The organism is Kitasatospora sp. NPDC085464 (assembly GCF_044541955.1).
Lineage (GTDB): Bacteria > Actinomycetota > Actinomycetes > Streptomycetales > Streptomycetaceae > Kitasatospora.
The window spans coordinates 37,340-59,446 of the sequence record NZ_JBITTM010000049.1; the positions used below are offsets into that span (position 1 = coordinate 37,340).

Below are 22,107 nucleotides of genomic sequence, written 5' to 3' on the forward strand. Positions count from 1 at the left end.
CTCAACGTCGGATGCCCGGGTGGGTGCCCCGGCGGCGCGCCGGCCGTGCCCGCCTGGTGGTGGTCGGGGCCGGAGCCCGGGGTGACGGTCGATCAACTCGATGCCGCAGAACGCTGCGAGACGCTGCTCCAGGACACCGTGGACGCCATCGACCCGTCTCCCGCCTGGCAGGAGGCGCCGCCCCGGTCGGGCGCGCGGCTGCCGAAGCCGGGGCGCGAGTCGGCGGTGCTCTGGTACGTCACCCGGGGCCGGGACATCCTCACGGTCGTCTCGCTGCCCCGGCGGTCGGTGCTGGTCGGCGTGGTGGAGCGGCACTGGCGGCGGCGCGGCTGGACGATCACCTCGCTGAACACCGACCCGTACTGCCCGGGGGTGGCCGCGACCACCCGGGACGGCTATCGACTGGCGCTCTGCTTCGGGGACTTGGGCGAGGCCGGACTGACCGCGAGCTCGCCCGGGGTGGCCCGCTCGGAGCGGCTCCCGGCGCCGGCGGGGGACGGTGGCCGCGGCTCGGCGCCGGTGCCGTCCGTGTGTTGCCCGTACTGGAGCGCGCTGGCGTAGTCCGCCGCCGCAAGGGGATCGGGGGAGGCGTGGAGCGAGTCCCCCCGGACTCGCTCCACGCCGCCTCGTCGCGCGGCTTCGGCGTCGCCGCTCCCCCCGACACCCCGGCAAGCCCCGCCGGCCCCCCTGGCCCCACTCTCCGGCGAGAGCGGTCCGCACAGGCCCCGGCAGGTCCCCACCCCCGGGGACGTCGTTGGTCTCACGCTAACAAACCGCGTGGTTGGTTTGTCAATAGTGGAATCCACGAAACATCCACATTGTGGCGATCGTCCCGGACTCGGCCCGAAAGGCTCCGGAGCAGGCGGTTGTGGGCCCGTCAGGCGCATCGGCCGACGGTCGCGCGCGCCGGGCCGGGCCGCATGCCGTACACACGTCGGGACGGAATCCGACATTCCGAGCATCATGGCAGCACGCAGCGGCACCGCGCGAGCGCTCAGCGCAGCAGCCGGCGCTCCTTGGCCACCGCCACCGCACCCGCCCGGGTGTCCACGCCCAACTTGTCGTAGATCCGCCCGAGATGCGTCTTCACCGTGGCCTCGCTGATGAACAGCGCCCGCGCGATCTCCCGGTTGCCCAGCCCCTGCGCCAGCTGTTCGAGGATGTCCAGCTCACGGTCGGTCAGCTGCGGCACGGGTGCCCGCATCTGGGCCATCACCCGGGAGGCGACCGGCGGCGAGAGCACCGTCCGGCCCTGCGCGGCCGCGTGCACGGCGGCGAACAGCTCCTCCGGCCGCTCGGCCTTCAGCAGGTAGCCGGTGGCGCCGGCGGCGATCGCCCGGGTGATGTCGGCGTCGGTGTCGTACGTGGTGAGCACCAGGACGTGCGGACCGCCCGGGGTGGCGGTGATCCGCCGGGTGGCCTCCACGCCGTCGATGCCGTCGCCGAGTTGGAGGTCCATCAGCACCACCTGCGGCGTCAGCCGGGCGGCCAGCGCGACGGCCTCCTCCCCGGTGCCGGCCTCGCCGACCACCTCGATGTCGCCCGCGCTGGCGAGCAGGGCGAGCAGACCGGCCCGGACCACCGCGTGGTCGTCGCAGACCAGCAGCCGGACGGGAGCGGTACGGGCCGGCGCGCCGCTGCTCATGCGCTCACCGTGCCGCGGCGGTCGCCGAGTTCGTCGAGTTCGTCGACGTCACTGAGGTCCTTGACGTTGTCGAGGTGGTCGAGTTCGTCGACGTCGCCGAGGTGGTCGAGGACTTCGGTTCGCGCGTTCATCGGTGCTCCAGGGGGATCACGGCGGAGACGACGGTGCCCTCGCCGGGGGTGCTCTCCACGGTCAGCGTGCCACCCAACTGGCGCAGCCGGGCGCGCATCGCGGGCAGTCCGTACCCGCGGCCGCCCCCGGTGCCCGCGGCCTCCGGGTCGAAGCCCAGCCCGTCGTCCGCGATGTCCAGGACGGCCTGGTCGCCGAGGAAGGACAGCGTGATCGCCGCAGTCGAGGCCCCGGCGTGCTCGCGGACGTTGGCCAGCGCCCCCTGGGCGATCCGCAGCAGCGCGGACTGCGCGGCGGTGGGCAGCGGTACGGGCGTGCCGTCCAGGTGGAAGCGGACCGGCAGGCCGCTCTCGGCGGACTCCCGCCCGGCCAGCGCCCGCAGCGCCCCGTCGAGGGTGCGGCCCTCGGCGAGCTCGGCCGGCGCGAGGTCGTGGACGAAGCGGCGGGCCTCGGCGAGGTTCCGGGCGGTCACCTCGGCGGCGGTCCGGACGTGGGTGCGGGCGGTCGCCGGGTCGGTGTCCCAGGTGCGGTCGGCGGCCTGCAGCAGCATCTGCTGGCTGGACAGGCCCTGCGCCAGGGTGTCGTGGATCTCCACGGCCAGCCGCTCGCGCTCGGCCAGGGTGCCCTCGCGCCGTTCGGTGGCGGCGAGTTCGCGCCGGGTGCGGACCAGGTCGGTGATCAGCGCGCGCTGCCGGTCGGCCTGCCGGGCCATGAAGAGGAAGACGCCGGTGCCGAGCGCGGCGACCGTGGGCGGCAGCAGGACGAGGGTGGCGTCCACCCCGCCGGGGAGCCGGATCTCGGCGATCACCACCAGCAGGGTCAGTGCGCCGACCAGCGGGATCGCCGCCCTTGCGGGCAGCGCCCGCAGGGCGGTGTAGATCAGCGGGACGGCGCACCAGGCGAAGCTCGGGGCGAGCAGCACCAGCACCACCCAGAGCGTGACCACCAGCCCCAGCGGCCACCTGCGGCGCCGGCCCGACGCGGTCGGACGGTGGTGGTCGAGCCAGGAGCCGGCCGGCTGGGCGACGGCCAGGGCGACGCTCAGCCCGATCACCCAGGGCGCCTGGGGGCTGCCGGAGTGGTGGCTGAGGTAGCGGTTGAGCGAGGCGGCGAGCAGGACCACGAAGGCGGAGTCCAGCAGCACCGCCAGTCGGCCCGCGTCCGGATCGCCGGCGTCGCGGCCGGCGGTGCCGGGCAGGCCGACACTGCCGGGCCGGCCGGCGGCGGGGCGGGGCTGTGGCACGGGTGGCTCCTGGTCGGACGGGTGGCGCGCGGTCCGGGCGGCGCGGGGGCCGCCCACCGGCGCCGGCCGCGCACCGCTTGCGCGCGGGCGGCAGACCGTACTGACCTGCGCCGATCCCTCGATGGTGACCCGTCCGGCCCGGTCCCGCATCAGCCGATCGGTTGACGCCGCCGTCCCCCATCATGCCCGGACGCACGCGCCGGACCGTCGATGTGGCGGCCCCGGTCCCGGGCGGAGGATCGAAGCACGCCGCCGGGCGGTCCGCCTCGGCCCGGCGCCCCCTGATCCCCGCATCACCCCGCAGAACCGTCGAGGAGCTGGACCATGAAGAAGACCTCCGTGCGCACCCGGGTGCTGACCGGCGCCGTCGCCGCCGCCGCGATCGCCGCCGCCACCGTGGGCGCCGTCTCGGCCAGCGCCGAGACCACCGAGACCCCGGCGGCTCCGGCCGCGGTGAAGGCCGACACGCAGAACAAGAACCTCGCCCAGAGCACCGGCCTGACCATCGACGCCGCCACCCGCGCCGCCCAGGCCGCCCTGGACGCGGCGACCAAGGCCGGCCAGCACGTGTCGGTCGCGGTCGTCGACCGGGACGGTGTCACCCGCGTGCTGCTGAAGGGCGATGGCGCCGGCCCTCAGGCCCCGGAGTCGGCCGAGCGCAAGGCCTTCACGGCGGTCTCCTGGAACGCGCCGACCTCGGAGCTGGCCAAGCGCCTGGCCCAGGCCCCGAACCTCAAGGACATCCCGGGCACGCTGTTCCTGGCCGGCGGCGCCCCGGTGCAGTCGAAGGGCGCTCCGGTCGCGGCGGTCGGTGTCGCGGGCGCGCCCAGCGGCGACCTGGACGAGCAGTTCGCGCAGGTCGGCGTCGCCGAGCTGGCGAAGTGACGCTTCCCCGCCCCGTCGCCCCGTCGGTGGGGTGACCTCCCCCCGCACCCCGTCGGCGGGGTGACGCCCGGCCGGTCGGCCGTCCCGTGACGCGGGATGGCCGACCGGCCGGTTTCATTGACTCATTCGGGTGAACGCCGGGAGGGTCGCCGCAGAACACGGGGTGACCCTTCGAAAAGCCGCTGCCGCTGTCAGTGCCGCGTGGCAGGCTTCCCGGTATGACGGCGTGGACCCTCAACGACATCGAACGTGCGATCCGCTCCTCCTGGGGTGTCGACACCTGTGCGCCCGAGGATCTGGCCCACTGGCGTCCCGACAATCCCGCCCGCGGCCAGTGCGGAGTGACGGCGATGGTGGTGCACGACCTGCTCGGCGGCGAGCTGATGATGGGCGAAGTGCACGTCGACGGGGTCCGGACGGACCTCCACTGGTGGAACCGCTTCGCCACCGGCTTCGAGATCGATCTCACCCGCGAGCAGTTCGGGCCGGACGAGCTGGTCGGCCCCGGCCGCCCGGTCGCCCGCCCGGCCCGTCCCGGCCGACTGCAGGCCCAGTACGAGCTGCTGCGCGGCCGGGTGATCGCCGAGCTGGAGCGCGGGGCCGCCGCGCACCGCACCCGGATGCCGGCGCGCGCCTGCGCCTGACCGGCCCGAGCGCCGTGACCGGCCTGAGCGCTCCGAGCGGCCCGGCGCCGTGACCGGCCGGGGTCCGTTCGCATCCTGACGTACAGTCGGCCGCAGTGATCGACAGCGGCGACGGGAGTGCGCGGATGACCGGGACGACGGTCGGCTTCGTGGGGCTGGGTTCGATGGGGCGGGGCATGGCCGGCAGCCTGCTGCGGGCCGGTCACACCGTACGGGTCTGGAACCGCTCGCCCGAGCCGGTGGCCGCCCTGGTGGCCGAGGGCGCTCAGGCGGCCGACTCGCTGGCGGAGGTGTTCGACGCCGACACGGTGGTCTCCATGCTCGCCAACGACGACGCGGTCGAGCGCCTGCTGCTCGACCCCGCCCTGCTGACCGGCGCCGCGGCGACCCTGCACGTCAACATGGCCACCGTCTCTCTCGCGCTCGCCGAGCGGGCCGAGGCACTGCACGCCGAGCACGGCATCGGCTACGTCGCCGCGCCCGTCCTCGGCCGGCCGCCGGTCGCGGCCGAGGGCCGGCTGAACATCCTCGCCGCGGGCGCCGCCGACCTGCTGGCCAGGGCCGAGCCGTTGTTCGCCGCGATGGGGCAGCGCACCTGGCACTTCGGCGAGAGCCCCCGGCAGGCCAACACCGCCAAGATCAGCACCAACTTCCTGCTGGCCTGCGCGATCGAGTCGCTGGCCGAGGCGTGCAGCCTGGCCGACGCCCACGGGGTCCGGCCGACCGACCTGGTCGAGATGCTCACCAGCACGCTCTTCCCCGGGCCGATCTACTCCGGCTACGGCGCGATGGTGGCCGAGCGGCGGTACGAGCCGGCCGGCTTCCGGCTGCCGCTCGGGCTCAAGGACGTCGGCCTCGCGCTGGAGGCGGGGGCCGCCCGCCACGTGCCGCTGCCCTTCGGCAGCATCCTGCGGGACGCCTTCCTGGACGCGCTGGCGCACGGCGACGGCGACAAGGACTGGGCGGCGGTCGCCGCCGTCGCCCGCCGCCGGGCCGGACTGCCGGAGTGACCGGCGGGCCGCCCGCGTAGCCGACGGCCGGGCGCGGGCGCGGAATAACCGGAGTGGGCCGGGTGCTCGCACCCCCGTCCGCGCCGTGCGACCCGGGGGAGATCCGATGTCCGACCAGCAGCCGTCCGATCAGCCGTCCGACCAGCAGTCCTTCGACGAGCCGTCCGGCGCCGGGGAGCCGCGCCGCTTCCTGTTCCTCGACGCCAGCGCCCGTACCGACGGCAACTCCGCCCGACTCGCGCGGCTGGCCGCCGAGTCGAGCCTGCCGGCCGGGGCCGAGCAACGCTGGCTGCGGCTCGACGAGCACCCGCTGCCCGTCTTCCGGGACCTGCGGCACGACGGCGACGGCAGCTACCCCGAGCCGGTCGGCCACGAGCGGACCCTGCTGGACGCCACCCTGGCGGCCACCGACCTGGTCCTCGTCGCGCCGCTGTACTGGTACACGCTCCCGACCAGCGCCAAGCTCTACCTCGACCACTGGTCGGGCTGGCTCCGCGTGCCCGGACTGGACTTCCGCACCCGGATGGGCGGCGCCACCCTGTGGGGAGTCACCGCCCTCAGCGGTTCCGACGACAAGGCCGAGCCGCTGATCGGCACGCTCCGGCTGACCGCCGAGTACATGCGGATGCGCTGGGGCGGCGTGCTGCTCGGCAACGGCACCCGCCCGGGCGACGTGCTGCGCGACGAGCGGGCGCTGATCGCGGCCAAGTCCTTCTTCGCGGGCTGACGCGCGCTGACGCGGACGGGCGCGGGCAGACGCGGGCTGACGCGGGCTGACGCGCGCTGACCGCCCCCGGCGCCGCGCGCCCGGTCTCCCGCCCCGCCCCCGGCATCGTGCTCTCGATCCGACCCCCCGGGACCCGTACCGCTCCCGACCCGGGTGCGGTACGGTCCTCCGGACGTGTACCCGTCACTCCCGGTCATCTTTTGGCAAAGCGCAAAAGCCTTGTACCTGGACGGAGTTGGACGAACCGGGCGCGTCACTTCCACCGCTCGGGCACAGTGCGGCACCCGCCTTCCGGCTCGGCCGGATCGTTCGGTACTCTCCGTCGCACTTTCAGCTTCGCGGGGGGACGGGGCGTCTGCGGCCGCCCCCTCGCGCCCGGGCCTCGCCCGGAAACGTCCGTGAGGTCTCCCTTGTCCATACGTCGCAGTCTTGCCCTCGCCGGCGCCGCCGCGCTCGCGTCCTCGCTCGTGCTGGCCGGCGCCCAGGGCGCCATGGCCGTCGGAGTCACCGGCTCCGCCTCCGCGTCCGCCCCGGCCGAGAAGGCGGGCCACAAGGCCCTGGACCTCTCGGTGCGCGGTGTTCCGGACACCTTCATCGCCGGCGGCGACGCCCGCGTGTTCACCTACCGGATCGACAACTCGACCAAGAGCGACTTCGTCGCCTACCCGCTGCTGAAGTTCAAGAACAAGGCGGGCTCGCTCAAGGCGAAGGACCTCAAGGTCGAGTACAAGCTGCCGGCCGGCCTGCCCGGTGGCGGCACCTGGAAGACCGGTGCCGTCGCGCCTGGCGGCGGCGACGGCGACGACAGCGCCGTGCTGATGCTGCTCGGCGACGTGACCGACGGCAACGCCGCCGACGACGCGCTGCTCTACATCGGCCAGGGCAAGCACATCGACATCGACGTCCGCGTCTCCTTCGCCCAGGACACCCCGCTGGGCAAGGCCGGCGTCGTCCCGGTGGTGTTCTCCGCCGACACCGGCAACCCGGACGACCACGGCAGCTTCAGCTGTGACGGGATCAAGGGCGCCGGCTTCACCATCAAGGCCGGTGGCGGCAAGCCCACCCCGACCGCCACCCCGACCAAGACCGGCAAGCCGACCCCGACGACGAGCCACTCGCCGACGGCCACGGCCACCGCGACCGCCACGGCGACCGCGACCGCCACCGCGACGGCCACCGCCACCGCGACGGCGACCGCGACCCCGACCACCCCGGCGCCGACCACCCCGGCCCCCGGCACCGGCTCGCCGTCCGCCTCCGCGACCACCGCCGCTCCGGCGCCGTCCGGCAGCAGCACGGACGTCCAGCAGCCGATCGACTTCCCGGTGCAGACCCCGACCGTCACCCCGCCGAAGATCACCCAGGGCGGCGTCGAGAAGGCCAAGACCGCCTCCGACAACGCGGACAAGGCGCTGGCCCAGACCGGTGGCGGCGACGACACCACCGCGATCGCGGCCGTCGGCGGCGCCGTCCTGGTGGCCGGTGTCGGCACCCTCGTGGTGCTGCGCCGCCGCAAGACCGGCCAGCACAGCTGACCAGGGACAACCGTTCCGCGGGTACGCCCGTGTCGCCCGCGCCGTCCACCGGACGGTCATGCGGGCGGCACGGGCGGTACTCCTCCGTCACATAGGATGTCCGGCCGGAGGGGGGCGGAACCGGCGGGGAGAGGACAGGTGCGGGAAGCACGCACGGCACGGGCCACCACGGATTACGAGGCGGCGACCGGGCGGATCGCGGGACTGCCGCTCCGCAGGCACCACGTCCTGCTGGTCGCCTGGACGGTCCTCTGGTTCTTCCTGGTCGAGCCGAGCGGCGGCTTCTCCTGGCACTACCTGCGCCAGGGCGAGCAGCTGCTCTTCAGCGGCCAGGCCGACGGCGGCCTGTCGCTCTACGCCCACCACCCGGAGCTGCAGATCGGCCCGGTGAGCCTCGCCGCGGCCAGGCTCACCGCTCCGTTCTCGCCGCACATCGGCCAACTGGTCGCCGAGGCGGCGAGCGCCGCGCTCGGCCTGGTGATGCTGGTCGTGATCGGCCGCACCGCGGCCCTCTACTACCTGGGCACCGGCACCAACCACCGCCGGCTCCAGCAGCGGCTGCTGATCGCCGGACTGGCCTTCATTCCGATGTGGGTCGAGGTGTCGGTCCGCTTCGCGCACCTGGACGACGTCCTCGCGCTGTTCTTCACCACGCTCGCCGCGCACGCCCTGGCCCGCGGCAAGCCCACCCAGGTCGCGATCTTCCTGGCGCTGGCGGTGGACTCCAAGCCGTGGGCGATCGCCTTCGCCCCGCTGATCCTGGCGCTGCCCCGGCCCGCCTGGCTGCGCACCGTGCTCTGGTTCGCCCTTCTGGTGGCGATCGCCTGGCTGCCGTTCTACCTGGGCAACCTGGACACCATGGCGGCGGCCAAGTTCACCATCCCCAACCAGCCCGCCTCCGCGCTGCGCTGGTTCGGGGTGACCGACCCGACCACCCCCTGGTGGGACCGCCCGACCCAGTTCGCGCTCGGCATCGGCCTCGGCGCCATCGCGGTGTGGCGCGGCCGCTGGCCGGCCGTGGTGCTGCTCGGCGCGGACGCCCGGATCCTCCTCGACCCGAGCGTCTACACGTACTACACGGCCTCGATCCTGCTCGGCACCCTGCTCTGGGACGCCGTCGGTCAGAAGCGGCTCGTCCCGTGGTGGAGCTGGATCGCGCTGGCCGCGCTGTACGGCGGCACGCTGTTCCTGCCGTCCGACTCGGCCCGCGGCCTCGTGCGGCTCGCCTTCGTGGTGGTCTCCGCCGCGTACGTGCTGCTCTGGCCCACCCAGCAGTCCCGCCGGACCCGGTCCGGCGGCCAGGGCGACGGCGGACGCCGGGCGGCCCGGCGGCGTGAACGGGCGCTGGTCGGCGCCGACACCTGAGCAGCGCCCGCCCGAGCAGTCGACGCCCGGAAAGACGGCTTGACCCTCACGCGACGTGAGAGCCGAGGGTAGTGGTCAGCACCAGGGAGGAACTCCGATGACCAGTGAGGGCTACTCGGTCGGCGCCGTGGCGAAGATCGCCAAGGTGACCGTCCGCACGCTGCACCACTACGACGAGATCGGCCTGCTGTCCCCGGCCGGCCGTACCCGCTCCGGCTACCGCCGGTACGTGGACGCCGATCTCGACCGGCTGCAGCAGATCCTCTTCTACCGCGAACTCGGGTTCCCCCTGGAGGAGATCGCGGCGATCCTGGACGACCACTCGGTCAGTCCGAGCGAGCACCTCCGGCGGCAGCACCAACTGCTGACCGACCGGATCCGGCACCTCCAGGACATCGCCGCAGCCGTCGAACACGCCATGGAGGCACGGAGAATGGGCATTCAGCTGACCCCGGAGGAGAAGTTCGAGATCTTCGGCGAGGGATACCAGGAGGAGTGGGAGCAGGAGGCCGAGCAGCGCTGGGGAGACACCGCTGCCTGGGCCGAGTCCCAGCGCCGCACCGGCGGCTACTCCAAGGCCGACTGGCAGCGGGTCCAGGCCGAGATGACCGAGCTCAACACCGCCCTGGCCGCGGCGATCACCGCCGGCGAGCCCGCCGACGGCACGGTGGCCACGGACCTCGCCGAGGCGCACCGGCAGCACATCTGCCGGAACTTCTACGACTGCACGTTCACCATCCACCGCGGACTGGCCGGTCTGTACGTCTCCGACCCGCGCTGGACGAAGGTGTACGAGGAGCTCGCCCCGGGCCTGGCGCAGTGGCTGCACGACGCCATCGTCGCCAACGCCGACCGGCGGGAGAACGCGTAACGGCTCGACACGGTCGTCACACTGTCACGCCGTCACTCCCTCAGGCCGCCACGGCCTGAGGGAGTGACGGCGTGACGCGATCAGGCGACCCCGCGTCCGAACGAACGCCGGTACGCGGTCGGCGAGGTGCGCATCACCCGGCCGAAGTGGTGGCGGAAGGTCGCGGAGCTCTCGAAGCCGACGGCCGCGGCGATCTCCTCCACCGTCCCGTCCGGCGACTCCAGCAGCGGCAGGCTGGCCGCGATGCGCTGGGTGACGACCCAGCGCATCGGGCTGGTCCCGTTGCGGGCGGTGAAGTGCCGCAGGTACGAGCGGTCCGACATCCGGGCGGCGCGGGCCAGCACCGGGACGGTCAGCGGGGACGACAGGTGGTCCAGCGCCCACTGCATGCTGCGGGCGATCCCGTCGTCCTCCTCCTCGACCGTGCCGACCGCCGCCTCGATGAACTGGGCCTGGCCGCCGTCCCGGTGCGGCGCCACCACGAAGCGGCGGGCCACGGTGTTGGCCACCTTGGCGCCGTGGTCCCGGCGGACCAGGTGCAGGCAGAGGTCGATCCCGGCCGCACTGCCCGCGCTGGTGAGCACGTCCCCGTTGTCCACGTACAGCACGTCCGGGTCGACCCGCACCGCCGGGTGGCGCTGCTGCAACAGCTCGGCGTACCGCCAGTGGGTGGTCGCCTCCCGGCCGTCCAGCAGCCCGGCGGCGGCCAGCGCGAAGGCGCCCGAGCAGATCGACACGATCCGGGCGCCGCGCTCGTGCGCCGTGCGCAGTGCCGCCACCAGCCCGGGGGAGACCTCGCCGCCGAAGGCGTTCGGCACCCCGGGGACCACCACCGTGTCGGCGGCCGCCAGTTCGTCCAGCCCGTGCCGGGCGGTCAGCGTGAAGCCGCCCACCGCGTCCAGCGCCGTCCCGGGCCGGTCGGCGCACACCTTCAGGCCGTACCAGGGGGTGGCCAGCAGCCCGGTCAGCTCGGGCCGGGCCAGCCCGAACACCTCGACCACGACGCCGAGTTCGAACGGGGCCATGCCCTCGAAGGCGTACACCGCGACGTCGTGCACGGGCTCCGGCCGCCGGCCGATGGCGACGGCCACCGGCCGCGGCCGCTGCTCGGTCGCTGTGGCGGCTCCGGTGGCGGCTCCGGTGGCGGTCGCTGTGGCGGTCGCGCCGGCGGTTCCGGTGTCGGCGCCGACCGCGTCCTCGACGTCCTGCTCGGCCATGCGAACCCCCTGCTCACGGGTGGCGGAACGCCGGTGAGTCTAGTCGTCCGGGCTCCTCGGACATTTCTTCGAACCCACCTGCAACCTCCACCCCTGTCGCACGTCCACTAGGTGTGGGGGCGGAGGGAACCGAGGCGAGGGCAGCTGGGAGGATCCCCCCGATCACGATCTTGATCAGGTGGACCTGACGGTGCGGCGAACGCCGTCACCGTCCCGGGGGAAAGCGGAAACGCGCATGTCCATGGCCATCGGGCCGACCGTCGTGCCGGGAAAGGAGCGCGGCTTCACCGTCCGCGGTGTGGTCGCCGCGCTGTTCGGCGCGCAGGAGGTCGGCGAGCCCCTCGCCGGCCCCGTCACCGAGCAGGAGGTGAAGCAGCGCCGTTCCGGCTTCCGGCTGCTGCGCGGCGGTCGCAAGCCCGAGGACGAACGGCCCACCCTGACCGGCCTCTACCACGCCCACCGGCTCGGCCTGGTGCGGATGGCCGTGCTCCTGGTCGACCACCAGGACCTGGCCGAGGACGTCGTCCAGGAGGCCTTCACCCAGCTCTACCAGCGCCACGGCGAGGAACTGGACGACCTGGACAACGCGCTCGGGTACCTGCGGACGTCCGTGGTCAACGGCGCCCGCTCGATGCTGCGCCGTCGCAAGACCGCCCGCGAGTACGTGCCGCCGCACGAGCCCGACGCCGCTTCGGCGGAGGACCACGCCGTCCTCAACGACGAGCACCGTCGGGTCCTGGTGGCGATGCAGGAATTGACTCCCCGCCAGCGAGAGGTGCTGGTGCTGCGCTACTGGTCCGACATGTCGGAGGCGCAGATAGCCGAGACCCTGGGGCTCTCCCGGGGTGCCGTGAAGTCCACGGCCAGTCGTGCCCTGGACGCCTTGGAAAAGCACCTGGAGAAGGTTAGATGACCGACAAGTTCCCCCGCCGTATCGGCGGCGACGGCGACGGGCCGGCCGAAACCCCGACCGAACGGCTGCTCCGCGAGGCGATGGGCGCGCGTGCCGCCCTGGTCACGGCGAACAGCCTGCGCCCGGCCGCACCCCCGAAGAGCCGGATCCGCCGACTGCGCCCGGTGTACGCCGTCACCGTCCCGCTCGGCCTGGCCGCGGCGATGGCGCTCGGCGTGCTCACCTTCCACGGTGAGCCGGTCGCCCACGACCAGACCCCGCCGCCGCCGGCCGCCTCACTGACGACCTCCCCGAGCCCGACCGCCGAGCCGATCGTCACTCCCACCCCGTCGGCGACCCCCACGGCCACCGACACCACGACGGGTGAGCCCGAGACCGACCTCCCCCTCGCCGACGGCGCCCCGTCCTCCAGCGCGTCGGCCACCAACACCGCACCCCCGGTGGGTCCGGCGACGTCGTACTCGTTCCGCGGCGTCAAGTTCAAGGTGCCGGCGGGCTGGAAGACGGTGCCGCTCGACGCCTCCACGGTCTGCGTCCTGAGCCCGGGCGCGCCGACGGACTCCTCGTCGAACTGGTCCCAGGACGAGTGCGAGCCGTACGGCGTCTACGTCACGGTCTACAACACCCCGGACGAGAGCGCGCACGCCATCTGGCCCACGATGGGCGACATGGCCTCAAGCTCGGGCTGGAGCCACCAGCCGTCCTGCCCGATCTGGGGTCATCCCTACATCCCCACCGGGCCCTACTCGTCGGTCTCCCCGGCCGTGCGGACCCGGCCCACCATCGCGGGGAAGACGGGCGACAAGACCCAGTGGAAGGCCACCTGCAAGCCCGGTGACTCGTTCACGTCCCAGATGTGGGCCCTGAGTTCGGACCAGGTGTACGTGGCGGCGAGCGGCCTCAAGGACGACTACCAGGCGGGCCTGCAGACGATCGTCAACAGCCTGGACGTCAGCGGCCACAAGGCGCCGGGGCCGGCGCCGTCTGAGGCTCCGGACCCCCCGGCGGTGAACCGCGACACCGTCGCCGTGACGTACAGCGGGATACTTCCGGGGGGAATGGTGTCCGTCAAGGACCCGCTGCCGGTGAGCATCGTGGTGACGTACCGGAACACCGGCACGGTCAACCTGCCGGCGGTCCAGCCGCTGGTCTTCACCGACCCCTACCCGGGGACGCCGAACAGCCCGATCCCGATGAACGTCGGCACGCTGGAGCGCCAGGACGGTGGCACCTGGACCAAGGTGAGCATGTCGCCCGGAAGCGGCATGGACTACGCGACGGCCGGCAAGGCGGCCGCCTTCCCCCTGGCGCCGGGCGCGAGCCACACGGTGATGTACCGCATGAGCGTCGACCCTGCCGACGGACCGGGGATCATGCCGATTCGGATGCAGGCGACGCTGCCGTACGACGGCAGCGGCCCGCTGACCGTGATCGGCGAGAAGATCGCCTTCGAGAACATCGTGAGGTAGTCGACCGGCGACCGCCGAGAGGCGCCGTGACCAGGAAAACCCCTGGTCACGGCGTCTTTCGGCGTTCCGGGGCGAGGTTGCGGAAAACCTTTCGGATCCACCTGCAACCCCCTGCCGGGATGGACGTCTATCAGGGTGAGAGGCGGGGAGAGCGAGCCGGCGGGGCCGGGGCTCGGGCCGGTTCCTCGGGACGCAGGCAAGGCGTCCGCGCATCCGACATCACCAGCACTGTGTCCTCTGGGGGGACTGTCACATGAACGCGTCCGTTATCGCCCGTATTACGAAGGTTATCCCGCTCGTTGTCGTGGCTGCCATCGGTGCCTCCGCCTGCGACGCCTCGGAGGCCGCCCTCCAGGCCGCCCCCGCCCCCACCGCCGTCCGATCCGCCACGAGCACGCCGGCTGCGGCCTCCGCGACGCCCACCGAGGCCGCGCCGAGCGCCGTCACCGCCGCCCCCTCCGCCGCCCCGACCGCCACCGCGCCGCCCGCCGTCGAGACGCCCGCCGTCGTGGCCACCACGGCCACGGACACCACCAGGTCGGCAACGAGTGGAAGTCCTTCGAGGTGACCGCGGACTGCAACGGCAGCCTCGGGGTGGCGCCGGCCGAGCTGGTCGGCGTCCTGCGGGGCAACCCGGTCGAGTACGCGTTCCGGGTCGGCCTGAAGCGGACCGGAAGCGCCGGCCCGGTGGAGATCCAGGTCGGCGGGGACTCGGACGGCCACCACGGTGCGACCGTCGCCGTCCGGCCCACCGTCCAGCGCTGACCCCCCGGACGCACCGGGGCCCGGCCTCCCGAGCGGTTCGGGAGGCCGGGCCCTTCGGCGTACGGCGGCTCGGACCGGGTCCGGACCGGTTCGGACCCGGTTCAGCCAGGCCCTCGGGCCGGGCTCAGGCCAGCGAGGCCATCCAGGCCTCGACGTCCTCGGAGCGGCGGGGCAGGCCGGCCGAGAGGTTCTCGTTGCCGTCGGCGGTGACCAGGATGTCGTCCTCGATCCGGACGCCGATGCCGCGGTACTCCTCCGGCACGGTCAGGTCGTCCAGCTGGAAGTACAGGCCGGGCTCGACGGTGAGCACCATGCCGGGCACCAGCAGGGCGTCGACGTGCTCCTCGCGGCGGGAGTGGGCGCAGTCGTGAACGTCCAGGCCGAGCATGTGCCCGGTGCCGTGCAGGGTCCAGCGGCGCTGCAGGCCCAGCTCCAGGACCTTCTCGACGTCGTACGCCGAGGCGTCCAGCAGGCCCCAGGCGAGCAGGCGCTCGGCGAGCACCCGCTGCGAGGCCTCGTGGAAGTCGCGGAAGCGGGCGCCGGGCTTCACCGCGGCGATGCCGGCCTCCTGGGCGTCGTACACCGCGTCGTAGATCTTGCGCTGCAGCTCGGTGAAGCGGCCGTCGATCGGCAGGCTGCGGGTGACGTCGGCGGTGTACAGGGTGTGGGTCTCCACGCCCGCGTCCAGCAGCAGCAGCTCGCCGGGGCGCACGTCGCCGTCGTTGCGGACCCAGTGCAGGGTGGTGGCGTGCGGGCCGGCGGCGGCGATGGTGCCGTAGCCGACGTCGTTGCCCTCGACCCGGGCGCGGCGCCAGAAGGTGCCCTCGATCCAGCGCTCGGAGGTGGCGACGGCCTGGCCGAGCTCGCGGACCACGTCGGTGAAGCCCTTGACGGTGGCGTCGCAGGCGGCGCGCAGCTCGCCGATCTCCCACTCGTCCTTGACCAGCCGCAGGCCGCTCAGGAACTCCTTGAACTCGGCGTCCTTGTCGGCGTCGAGGGCGTCGGCCAGCGCGGCCTCCAGGCCGGCGTCGTAGCCGCGGACGATCCGGGTGGGGACGGTGGAGTCCCCGGCGGCCGCGGCCAGCTCCTCGGCGGCCTTGCGGACGTCGCGGGCGGGCAGGCCGAGCAGCTGCTCCTGCTCGCTCAGGCTGTACCGGCGGCCGACCCACAGCTCGCCGTGGCCGTCCAGCCAGAACTCGCCGTTCTCGCGGTCCGAGCGGGGCAGCAGGTAGAGCGCGAACTCGTGGCCGGTCCCGCCGGTCGGCTCGGCGACGAGCACCGCGTCCTCGGTCTGGTCGCCGGTGAGGTGCACGTACTCGCTGGAGGCGCGGAAGGCGTAGTCGGTGTCGTTGGAGCGCACCCGCAGGTTGCCGGCCGGGACGACGAGGCGCTCGCCCGGGTAGGCGGCGGACAGCTTGGCGCGGCGCTCGGCCGCGTACGGGGCCTGCGCGACCGGGGAGAGGCCGTGCAGCTCGGTGTCGGCCCAGCCGGACTTCATCGAGGCGGCCAGCTCGTCGGAGATCTCGCCGTAGAGCCCGTTCTTGCGGCCCTTGAACTCCTGCGGCTCGTCGCCGCCCTCGGCCTCGGGGTTCTCGGCCACCGCGGGGGTGCGGTCCTCGGTCACGTGCAACGCCTCCTTGGGGGTGGTACCGCCGCCCCTCGGGGGAGTGTCGGATCGCGACACGCGCGGGCGGCCGTGCGTCCATGGTACGGACGCCCGGTCGCTCGTCGGTTCGGGCCCGGTACATCCGTCCGGGCCCGGTCCGGGTGCCTCCGTCCGGGCCCTGCGGACCTCGGGGAGACGTGTGCACGCGCGGGAGCGCGCGGCTACTCGAAGCGGGCTGCCAGCAGCATCAGGTCGTCGGTGGCCGTCGTCGCGGCCTCCGGGGCCGGGCAGACGGCGAGCAGGTGGGCGCAGAGCCGGTCCGGGTCGATCCGCACGTCGCGCGGGGCGTCGGCGGCGGCCCGGCGCAGGTTGGCCTGCCCGGCGTGCAGGGTCGGGCCGCAGCGGCGGGCCAGGCCCTCGGTGTAGAGCAGCAGGGTGTCGCCGCGCTCGGCGGTGAACTCCACCCCGGGCGCCTCCCAGCAGGCCAGCATGCCGAGCGGGGCGGACAGCGAGGTCTCCACGAACTCGGCGCCGCGCCGGCCGACCAGGACGGGCGGGCAGTGCCCGGCGCCGGCCAGGGTGACCCGGCGCTCCTCGGGTTCCACCCAGGCGTAGACGGCGGTGGCGGTGCGGGTCGGCTCGGTGGTCTTGAGCAGCAGCTCCAGGTCGCCCAGGACGGAGACCGGGTCCTCGCCCTCCAGCACCGCGTAGGCCCGCAGCGCGGCCCGCACCCGGCCCATCGCGGCGGCCGCGCCGGGGGCCGAGCCGGGGCCGGCGCCCGGGCCGTCGCCGGAGACGGAGCCGACGGTGAGGCCGACGGTGCCGTCCGGCAGCGGGATCGCGTCGTACCAGTCGCTGCCGCAGGAGCGGTCCAGCCCGGCCGGGACGAGCCGGGCGGCCAGTCGCAGCCCGGCGGTCTGGGGGAGGTGGTCGGGCAGCAGGCCGCGGCGCAGCGCCTCGGTGGTGCGCCGGATCCGTTCCGCCTCCAGCTGCTTGGCGAGCAGCGGGGCGGCGATCGCGCAGTAGTGGCGAGCCAGTTCGCGCCGGCACTCGGTCGGCTCGGCGGGCTCGTCCCAGAACCAGAGGGCGGCGGCGAGCGGGCCGTCCTCGGGGGTGGCGAGCGGCAGGCCGAAGGCGCCGCCGAGGCCGAGGTGGACGGCGAGTTCGCGCAGCCGGGCGCCGATGGCCGGATCCTCGGCGAGGTCGGGGGAGTGCAGTTGCTCGGGCCGGTCCCGTTCGCGCAGCAGCCGTCCGAGCAGGCTCTGCTCGGGCGGGACGGTCTCCAGGGCGCCGAGGCTGGCGCGGTCGAGGCCGAGGCCGACCGGCTGGCCGGGGCCGCCGCCGGGCATCCGGGTGACCAGGACGCCGCGGCGGGCGCCGAGCAGGGCGGCGCCGGAGGCGAGGAGGGTGTCCAGGGTGGTGGCGAGGCCGCGGGCCCGGGCGAGCCGCTCGGTGTGCTCGTGCAGGGCGGTGATATCGGACAGGCGTCCGGCCAAACGGTCCTGCACGGCGGTGGACGGTGCCGTGCGGTCGTCGGCCGGGCCGTCCGGTGCGCCCGGTGCGTCCGCGGGGCCGTCCTGGGCGTCGGCGGGGCCGGGGAGTCCCGGCGGGTCGAGGACGGTGAGCCCGCCTGCGCAGCCGGTCTCGCCCGGCTCGGCGGTCGTCGTCGACGGGAGGGCCGTCGGCGGGTGGGACTCGGTCATGCCGCCACTCCTGACGCGGTGCTACGTGCCATGCGAAACCCCCAGGTACGGCCAATGTGGAGCGAGCACGGCCAAAGGGCGTGTTTCGCCTCGATTCGCTACTACTCGTCATTGATCGACAGCAATGCCACCACTTCTACACAGGCCATTCGGGGCATGTCCAGATCCAGGACGACGCGGTGGCCGGTTCCACGGCCATTGCGACCCGGTCGGAGGGCGTGCGGGGTTCGTGTGCGCGCCGGTCGGACCGGGAGGCATGGAGCGAGCCGCGAACGGGCAGAACCGAGGGGACGGACCGGGCGGCCGTCCGGATCGTATGCCCGTGCCGCCCGGGAGCCGGGTCGGCCGGAAGTCTCTCACTCGTACGGTGGAACCAAACGCGCCCGGGCGGCGTCCATCCGGTCGCATACGGGATTCTCGTTCCAAGGGCTGTTTCCAGTGCACGGCCCTTCTCATGTCGTGCTCCACACCGTGCTCCTCGTCGTAGCCGCCCCGTCCGCATTGCCGCCCGCTCCGCACCGCCCGGGGCCGTGCCGCGGCGGGCCCGCGCGGAGGATCCCGACGGATGTCGACGGAGCGGAGCGAGCCGAGCGGTCAGGGAAAGGAACGAGCGCCATGCGTGAGAACCCGAAGGACCGGTCGGAGGAGCGTGCCGCCCGACTGGCCGCGGCCCTGGCGGCCGCCGTCGACCACCGCTGGCCCGTGGTGCCGGGCACCGTGCTGAGCGGTGGGCGCTGCTCCTGCGGCGACCGGGACTGCACCGTCCCCGGCGTGCACCCGCACGACCCCTCGCTGCTGGCCGCCACCACGGACGCCCGGATGGTGCGCTGGTGGTGGGAGCGGCAGAGCCCGGACGCGACGGTGCTGGCCGCCACCGGCTCCACGGTCTCGGCGGTCAGCCTGCCCGCGGAGGCCGGGGCGCGGGCGCTGGCCTACCTGGGCGCGTTGCGGATGCCGCTCGGCCCGGTGCTGGCGATGCCGGGCCGCTACGCGCTGCTGGTGGCCCCGTACTCGCTGGATGCGCTCGGCGAGATGCTCGCCCAACTCCCTTGGGTGCCAGGATCGTTGCGCTATCACGGGCCGGGCGGCTTCCTGCCGCTGCCGCCCGGCGGCTCGGCCGGCCGGGTGCGCTGGGTGCTGGCGCCGCGACCGGGGGTGGGCGGGGTCTGGCTGCCGCAGGTCGGGCCGCTGCTGGGCGAGTTGGTCGATGCGACGGTCCGGTTGGACAGCGGCCGCTCGGCGTACTGATCCGCGGTGATCCACGCGGCCCGCCGGAAAAACAAAAGATCCGGCCGCTGGCGACGGGGGATGCACCAGCGGCCGGACTCTTTAGACAGTAACAAGGATCCGCGCCCGCGCCAATTTCCAAGACGCCCTCCACGCCCGGAAATTGCGCGTTCACCGCGACAATGTGACGCGTATCACGCGGAACCTGCGCGCTTTAGTTCAGGGTGACCTGACGGTTCACCAGGTTCGCGCGGGCGCGACGCTCCTCGGCGGTCAGCGGGGTCGTGTCGGCGAGGACGGCGGCGAGCCGCTCGCCGAACTCGGCGGCCGGCTTCTCGCAGTCGGCGGCGGTCATCGCGAGCGGCAGGTCCCACACCGGGACGGTCAGGCCGTGCGCGCGGAACGAGCCGACCAGGCGGGTGTCCGGGCCGAGCGAGGCCTCACCGGCGGCGTTCAGCCGGGCCAGCGCGTCCAGCAGCTGCTCCTCCGGGACGGTCATCACCCAGCGCAGGTGGTTCTTGTCCGGGGTGCCGCACCAGTAGGCGGCGTCGACACCGGCCAGCTTCTCGGTCGGGATGGCCGAGGCGTTGGCGCGCTCCAGGGAGGCGGCGACCTCGCCGGTGGCGGTCTCGGCGTCCTCCAGCCAGAACTCGAAGCCGGTGTGCACGGCGGGCGCGAACGCGGCGGTGGCGTCCAGCATGTCCTGCAGGCGGCGCCCACCCGGCACGGTCCGGCGGGCGGGCACCGGGGTGCCCGGCTCGGTGGCCAGGGCCAGCTCCAGGGCGTCGCCGAGGTCGCGGCTGAGGTCGCCGGAGGAGGACTGGGTCTGCAGGCCGAGCAGGATCGAGCCGTCCTGGCGGCGCAGGGCCGGCCAGGCCAGCGGCAGCACGGTGGCCAGGGTCACCGACGGGACCTCGCCGTTGGCGCCCTCGGCCACCCCGGCGGCCAGCGTCAGCGGCACCGTGGCGGCGGGCACCAGCTCGCGCAGCGCCACCCAGTCGGCCTCGCCCGACAGGCCCTCGAACGGGCGGTGCACCAGCTCCTGCACCGCGTGCGAAGCCTCCCGGCCGTGGCAGGCCTTGTAGCGGCGGCCCGAGCCGCAGGGGCAGTCCTCTCGGGCCCCGACCACGGGGATCTCGCCCGTGACGGCGGTGGTGGACTGACGCTGCGGCGCCTTCTTGGCGGCCTTCTTGCCCATGGTGCGGCTCTCCCGGGAACGGTGGTCCTGTGTCCCGGGAAGCCTACTGACGTTCCTCCGGCACCCGCGCTACCCCCGGCGCGCGCGAACGCGCCGGGGCGCGCCGGCACCGGGGGCGCGAGGACGGGCCCTACGCGCTGCGGGCGTCGCCCCCGGTGCGCCGGGCGTGCCGGCTGCGGGCGGGCAGCGCCGCCCAGACCGTCACCTCGCCGGGCGCGTCGCGCACGCCCCAGTCGCTGGCCAGCCGGTCGACGATGCCCAGGCCGCGGCCGCCGCGCGAGGTCAGCGAGGGACTGGCGGGCAGCGGCCGGGTGGCCGCCCCGCCGTCGGTGACCTCCAGGGTGAGCACGCCGTCGGCGTGCATCTGCCAGCGGACCAGCACACCGCCGTCCGGCTCGTCCGTGCCCTCGCCGTGCTCCCGGCCGCCGTCCGCGGCGTGCGCCCCGGACGGCACGGAGGGGCCGGACGGAACGGACGGCACGCCGACCAGCACCTGCCCGAGCACCTCGGCTCGGGCGCTGCGCCCGAGCGCCGGCAGCGGGCCGAGCGGACGGGCGTACCGGCACGCATTGCTCAACAGTTCGGAAAGGATCAGTACGGCATCATCGATGACCGGTTCGGGTATCTGCCGGTCGCCCAGATCTCGACGCAGTCGGCGCCGTGCGACCCCGACACTCGCTGGGCCGTGCGGCACTGCCATGGTCGATGAAGTCGGCACTTCACGCGCCACCATCAACGCCACCCCCGGACCTCCTTCAGCGTATGCCGAGGGAGAGATGCCCCTTGGTAATGCGTCGGAAACGAGCACCGGACGATCCCGCGAGCCCATTTCGAGCACGGCGACGGACGGTCGACCGGAGGTCATTCCGTGCTCACCCTCTGTCGCCCGGGGCAAGGAATTCCGGCAATATCGCGCGCGGAAGGTTTGACTGCCGACCAGACCGATCAGTCCGCACCGGCACGGCCGTCGGTGCGTCGGCGGATCACCTGCCGAGCTGCGCCAGCACCTCGGCGGGCCGGTTGGTGATGATCGCGGACACACCGAGTTCCAGGCAGAGCTCGACGTCGGCCGGTTCGTCCACCGTCCACACGTGCACCTCGTGCCCCAGCTCGCGCAGCCGGGTCACCAGCTGCGGGCGGGCCCGCACCAGCTCGATGCCCGGCCCGGCGATCCGCGCCCCGCCCGGCAGCGCCGCGCCCTCGCGCAGTCGGCCGACCAGCGGCAGCGCCCGCTCGAACAGGAACACCCGCCGGAACTCCGGCGCGGCGGCGGCCACCCGGTTCAGCGCGACCGAGGAGAAGCTCATGATCCGGGCGGACGGGCGGTCGTTCTCCCGGGCCGCGCCGATCTTGAACCGCTCCAGCATCCGCAGCAGCTCGGCCTCCACCAGGCCGCGGAAGCGCACCGGGTGCTTGGTCTCGATCGCGAGGTCCACCGGGCGGCCGCAGTCCACCGCCAGCTCCAGCAGGCGCTCCAGCCGGAGCACGCCGCGCAGCTCGGGGTCGGTGCTGGGGCGGCCGGTCTTCCAGGCGCCGAAGTCGTACGCCTCCAGCTCGGCGAGCGTCATCGCCGAGACGGTGCCCCGGCCGTTGGACACCCGGCCGATCCGCCGGTCGTGCACGCAGACCAGGTGGCCGTCGGCCGTCACCCGGACGTCGCACTCCACCGCGTCGGCGCCCTCGTCGAGCGCGCGCCGGAAGGCGGCGAGGGTGTGTTCGGGCAGGGCGTGGGAGGAACCGCGGTGGGCGATCACCTGGACGGGCACCGCGGTGCGCGCCGCCGCCGAGGACAGGTCTGGGCTGGTCACAGGGCCAACGATAGGCGGCGGAGGTGACGGGGAGGCGAAGACGGCCCCAACCTGTGGGGCCGTCTGCCGGTTGCCGGGGGGTCGCCGGGCGTCCACGCGGGGGATGCCCGGCGCCCGCGCGAGGGTCGTCGTGCGCCCGCGCGAGGG

Annotated in this window: 22 protein-coding genes; 13 read left to right on the plus strand and 9 right to left on the minus strand. The window is 74.2% G+C overall.

Going from position 1 to position 22,107, the window contains the following annotated elements; all coding sequences use genetic code 11:
- The first annotated feature begins 81 nt into the window (after positions 1-81).
- On the plus strand, positions 82-561 hold the full coding sequence (locus tag ACIGG8_RS34030) for a hypothetical protein (protein ID WP_396552489.1): 480 nt from the start codon (positions 82-84) through the stop codon (positions 559-561).
- Positions 562-994: 433 nt separating this feature from the next.
- Here the strand turns inward: ACIGG8_RS34030 and ACIGG8_RS34035 are convergent, their stop codons facing one another.
- The 3 genes from ACIGG8_RS34035 to ACIGG8_RS34045 are packed head-to-tail and all read right to left on the minus strand — an operon-like array spanning position 995 to position 3,167.
- Positions 995-1,645 (minus strand): response regulator, encoded by a 651-nt coding sequence (locus ACIGG8_RS34035; RefSeq protein ID WP_396552490.1) that lies wholly within the window; start codon positions 1,643-1,645, stop codon positions 995-997.
- A complete protein-coding gene (locus ACIGG8_RS34040) occupies positions 1,642-1,776 on the minus strand; it encodes a hypothetical protein (protein WP_396552491.1) in 135 nt (44 codons plus the stop codon). The genes ACIGG8_RS34035 and ACIGG8_RS34040 overlap by 4 nt, the downstream gene beginning before the upstream one ends.
- Positions 1,773-3,167 carry a sensor histidine kinase gene (locus ACIGG8_RS34045; protein WP_396552492.1) on the minus strand — a complete coding sequence of 465 codons (1,395 nt, stop codon included), beginning with the start codon at positions 3,165-3,167 and terminating at the stop codon, positions 1,773-1,775. The genes ACIGG8_RS34040 and ACIGG8_RS34045 overlap by 4 nt, the downstream gene beginning before the upstream one ends.
- Before the next feature lie 174 nt (positions 3,168-3,341).
- Between ACIGG8_RS34045 and ACIGG8_RS34050 the strand changes: the two genes are divergently transcribed.
- The 7 genes from ACIGG8_RS34050 to ACIGG8_RS34080 all read left to right on the plus strand — a co-directional run bounded on the left by ACIGG8_RS34050 (position 3,342) and on the right by ACIGG8_RS34080 (position 10,054).
- Complete coding sequence (locus ACIGG8_RS34050; protein WP_396552493.1) at positions 3,342-3,902, plus strand: heme-binding protein; 561 nt, start codon at positions 3,342-3,344, stop codon at positions 3,900-3,902.
- A 218-nt stretch (positions 3,903-4,120) separates the two neighbouring features.
- A complete protein-coding gene (locus ACIGG8_RS34055) occupies positions 4,121-4,546 on the plus strand; it encodes a hypothetical protein (protein WP_350519671.1) in 426 nt (141 codons plus the stop codon).
- 125 nt (positions 4,547-4,671) lie between these two features.
- Positions 4,672-5,556, plus strand: a complete 885-nt coding sequence (locus tag ACIGG8_RS34060) for an NAD(P)-dependent oxidoreductase (protein ID WP_396552494.1) — start codon at positions 4,672-4,674, stop codon at positions 5,554-5,556.
- A 106-nt stretch (positions 5,557-5,662) separates the two neighbouring features.
- Entirely contained in the window at positions 5,663-6,283 is a 621-nt protein-coding gene (locus ACIGG8_RS34065; protein WP_396552495.1) for a flavodoxin family protein, read from the plus strand.
- 410 nt (positions 6,284-6,693) lie between these two features.
- A complete protein-coding gene (locus ACIGG8_RS34070; protein ID WP_396552496.1) occupies positions 6,694-7,818 on the plus strand; it encodes an LPXTG cell wall anchor domain-containing protein in 1,125 nt (374 codons plus the stop codon).
- A gap of 138 nt (positions 7,819-7,956) precedes the next feature.
- Positions 7,957-9,183: a hypothetical protein gene (locus tag ACIGG8_RS34075; protein WP_396552497.1), complete on the plus strand. Its 1,227-nt coding sequence runs from the start codon at positions 7,957-7,959 to the stop codon at positions 9,181-9,183.
- Between the two features lie 97 nt (positions 9,184-9,280).
- Positions 9,281-10,054 (plus strand): MerR family transcriptional regulator, encoded by a 774-nt coding sequence (locus ACIGG8_RS34080; RefSeq protein WP_350519675.1) that lies wholly within the window; start codon positions 9,281-9,283, stop codon positions 10,052-10,054.
- Between the two features lie 80 nt (positions 10,055-10,134).
- On the opposite strand, the gene ACIGG8_RS34085 is transcribed toward ACIGG8_RS34080, so the two are convergent.
- Positions 10,135-11,271, minus strand: coding sequence for a helix-turn-helix domain-containing protein (locus tag ACIGG8_RS34085; protein WP_396552498.1), 1,137 nt, complete (start codon positions 11,269-11,271; stop codon positions 10,135-10,137).
- Positions 11,272-11,506: 235 nt separating this feature from the next.
- Between ACIGG8_RS34085 and ACIGG8_RS34090 the strand changes: the two genes are divergently transcribed.
- The 4 genes from ACIGG8_RS34090 to ACIGG8_RS34105 all read left to right on the plus strand — a co-directional run bounded on the left by ACIGG8_RS34090 (position 11,507) and on the right by ACIGG8_RS34105 (position 14,418).
- The gene (locus tag ACIGG8_RS34090) at positions 11,507-12,184 is read left to right on the plus strand and encodes an RNA polymerase sigma factor (protein ID WP_396552499.1); all 678 of its coding nucleotides are present in this window, start codon (positions 11,507-11,509) and stop codon (positions 12,182-12,184) included.
- The gene (locus ACIGG8_RS34095) at positions 12,181-13,653 is read left to right on the plus strand and encodes a hypothetical protein (protein WP_396552500.1); all 1,473 of its coding nucleotides are present in this window, start codon (positions 12,181-12,183) and stop codon (positions 13,651-13,653) included. Before ACIGG8_RS34090 ends, ACIGG8_RS34095 begins: the two co-directional genes overlap by 4 nt.
- Before the next feature lie 304 nt (positions 13,654-13,957).
- A complete protein-coding gene (locus ACIGG8_RS34100) occupies positions 13,958-14,221 on the plus strand; it encodes a hypothetical protein (RefSeq protein WP_396552501.1) in 264 nt (87 codons plus the stop codon).
- Positions 14,218-14,418: a hypothetical protein gene (locus ACIGG8_RS34105; RefSeq protein WP_396552502.1), complete on the plus strand. Its 201-nt coding sequence runs from the start codon at positions 14,218-14,220 to the stop codon at positions 14,416-14,418. Before ACIGG8_RS34100 ends, ACIGG8_RS34105 begins: the two co-directional genes overlap by 4 nt.
- A 124-nt stretch (positions 14,419-14,542) precedes the next feature.
- Here the strand turns inward: ACIGG8_RS34105 and ACIGG8_RS34110 are convergent, their stop codons facing one another.
- Both ACIGG8_RS34110 and ACIGG8_RS34115 read right to left on the minus strand, forming a co-directional pair.
- Complete coding sequence (locus ACIGG8_RS34110) at positions 14,543-16,042, minus strand: aminopeptidase P family protein (RefSeq protein ID WP_396552503.1); 1,500 nt, start codon at positions 16,040-16,042, stop codon at positions 14,543-14,545.
- Positions 16,043-16,245: 203 nt separating this feature from the next.
- On the minus strand, positions 16,246-17,727 hold the full coding sequence (locus tag ACIGG8_RS34115) for a PP2C family protein-serine/threonine phosphatase (protein WP_350519681.1): 1,482 nt from the start codon (positions 17,725-17,727) through the stop codon (positions 16,246-16,248).
- Between the two features lie 615 nt (positions 17,728-18,342).
- On the opposite strand from ACIGG8_RS34115, the gene ACIGG8_RS34120 reads away from it, so the two are divergent.
- Entirely contained in the window at positions 18,343-18,975 is a 633-nt protein-coding gene (locus ACIGG8_RS34120; protein ID WP_396552504.1) for a bifunctional DNA primase/polymerase, read from the plus strand.
- A gap of 193 nt (positions 18,976-19,168) precedes the next feature.
- On the opposite strand, the gene ACIGG8_RS34125 is transcribed toward ACIGG8_RS34120, so the two are convergent.
- The 3 genes from ACIGG8_RS34125 to ACIGG8_RS34135 all read right to left on the minus strand — a co-directional run bounded on the left by ACIGG8_RS34125 (position 19,169) and on the right by ACIGG8_RS34135 (position 21,960).
- Positions 19,169-20,152 (minus strand): DUF5926 family protein, encoded by a 984-nt coding sequence (locus ACIGG8_RS34125; RefSeq protein ID WP_396552505.1) that lies wholly within the window; start codon positions 20,150-20,152, stop codon positions 19,169-19,171.
- 130 nt (positions 20,153-20,282) lie between these two features.
- On the minus strand, positions 20,283-20,729 hold the full coding sequence (locus ACIGG8_RS34130; protein WP_396552506.1) for an ATP-binding protein: 447 nt from the start codon (positions 20,727-20,729) through the stop codon (positions 20,283-20,285).
- 406 nt (positions 20,730-21,135) lie between these two features.
- Positions 21,136-21,960, minus strand: a complete 825-nt coding sequence (locus ACIGG8_RS34135; protein ID WP_396552507.1) for a glycerophosphodiester phosphodiesterase family protein — start codon at positions 21,958-21,960, stop codon at positions 21,136-21,138.
- Positions 21,961-22,107 lie beyond the last annotated feature (147 nt).

What these genes read in the sequence shown, in the direction of transcription:
- ACIGG8_RS34035 (WP_396552490.1), bottom strand. Translation starts at nt 1,645, where the DNA reads ATGAGCAGCGGCGCGCCGGCCCGTACCGCTCCCGTCCGGCTGCTGGTC.
- ACIGG8_RS34040 (WP_396552491.1), bottom strand. Translation starts at nt 1,776, where the DNA reads ATGAACGCGCGAACCGAAGTCCTCGACCACCTCGGCGACGTCGACGAA.
- ACIGG8_RS34045 (WP_396552492.1), bottom strand. Translation starts at nt 3,167, where the DNA reads ATGCGGGACCGGGCCGGACGGGTCACCATCGAGGGATCGGCGCAGGTC.
- ACIGG8_RS34050 (WP_396552493.1), top strand. Translation starts at nt 3,342, where the DNA reads ATGAAGAAGACCTCCGTGCGCACCCGGGTGCTGACCGGCGCCGTCGCC.
- ACIGG8_RS34055 (WP_350519671.1), top strand. Translation starts at nt 4,121, where the DNA reads ATGACGGCGTGGACCCTCAACGACATCGAACGTGCGATCCGCTCCTCC.
- ACIGG8_RS34060 (WP_396552494.1), top strand. Translation starts at nt 4,672, where the DNA reads ATGACCGGGACGACGGTCGGCTTCGTGGGGCTGGGTTCGATGGGGCGG.
- ACIGG8_RS34065 (WP_396552495.1), top strand. Translation starts at nt 5,663, where the DNA reads ATGTCCGACCAGCAGCCGTCCGATCAGCCGTCCGACCAGCAGTCCTTC.
- ACIGG8_RS34080 (WP_350519675.1), top strand. Translation starts at nt 9,281, where the DNA reads ATGACCAGTGAGGGCTACTCGGTCGGCGCCGTGGCGAAGATCGCCAAG.
- ACIGG8_RS34085 (WP_396552498.1), bottom strand. Translation starts at nt 11,271, where the DNA reads ATGGCCGAGCAGGACGTCGAGGACGCGGTCGGCGCCGACACCGGAACC.
- ACIGG8_RS34090 (WP_396552499.1), top strand. Translation starts at nt 11,507, where the DNA reads ATGTCCATGGCCATCGGGCCGACCGTCGTGCCGGGAAAGGAGCGCGGC.
- ACIGG8_RS34095 (WP_396552500.1), top strand. Translation starts at nt 12,181, where the DNA reads ATGACCGACAAGTTCCCCCGCCGTATCGGCGGCGACGGCGACGGGCCG.
- ACIGG8_RS34115 (WP_350519681.1), bottom strand. Translation starts at nt 17,727, where the DNA reads ATGACCGAGTCCCACCCGCCGACGGCCCTCCCGTCGACGACGACCGCC.
- ACIGG8_RS34120 (WP_396552504.1), top strand. Translation starts at nt 18,343, where the DNA reads ATGCGTGAGAACCCGAAGGACCGGTCGGAGGAGCGTGCCGCCCGACTG.
- ACIGG8_RS34125 (WP_396552505.1), bottom strand. Translation starts at nt 20,152, where the DNA reads ATGGGCAAGAAGGCCGCCAAGAAGGCGCCGCAGCGTCAGTCCACCACC.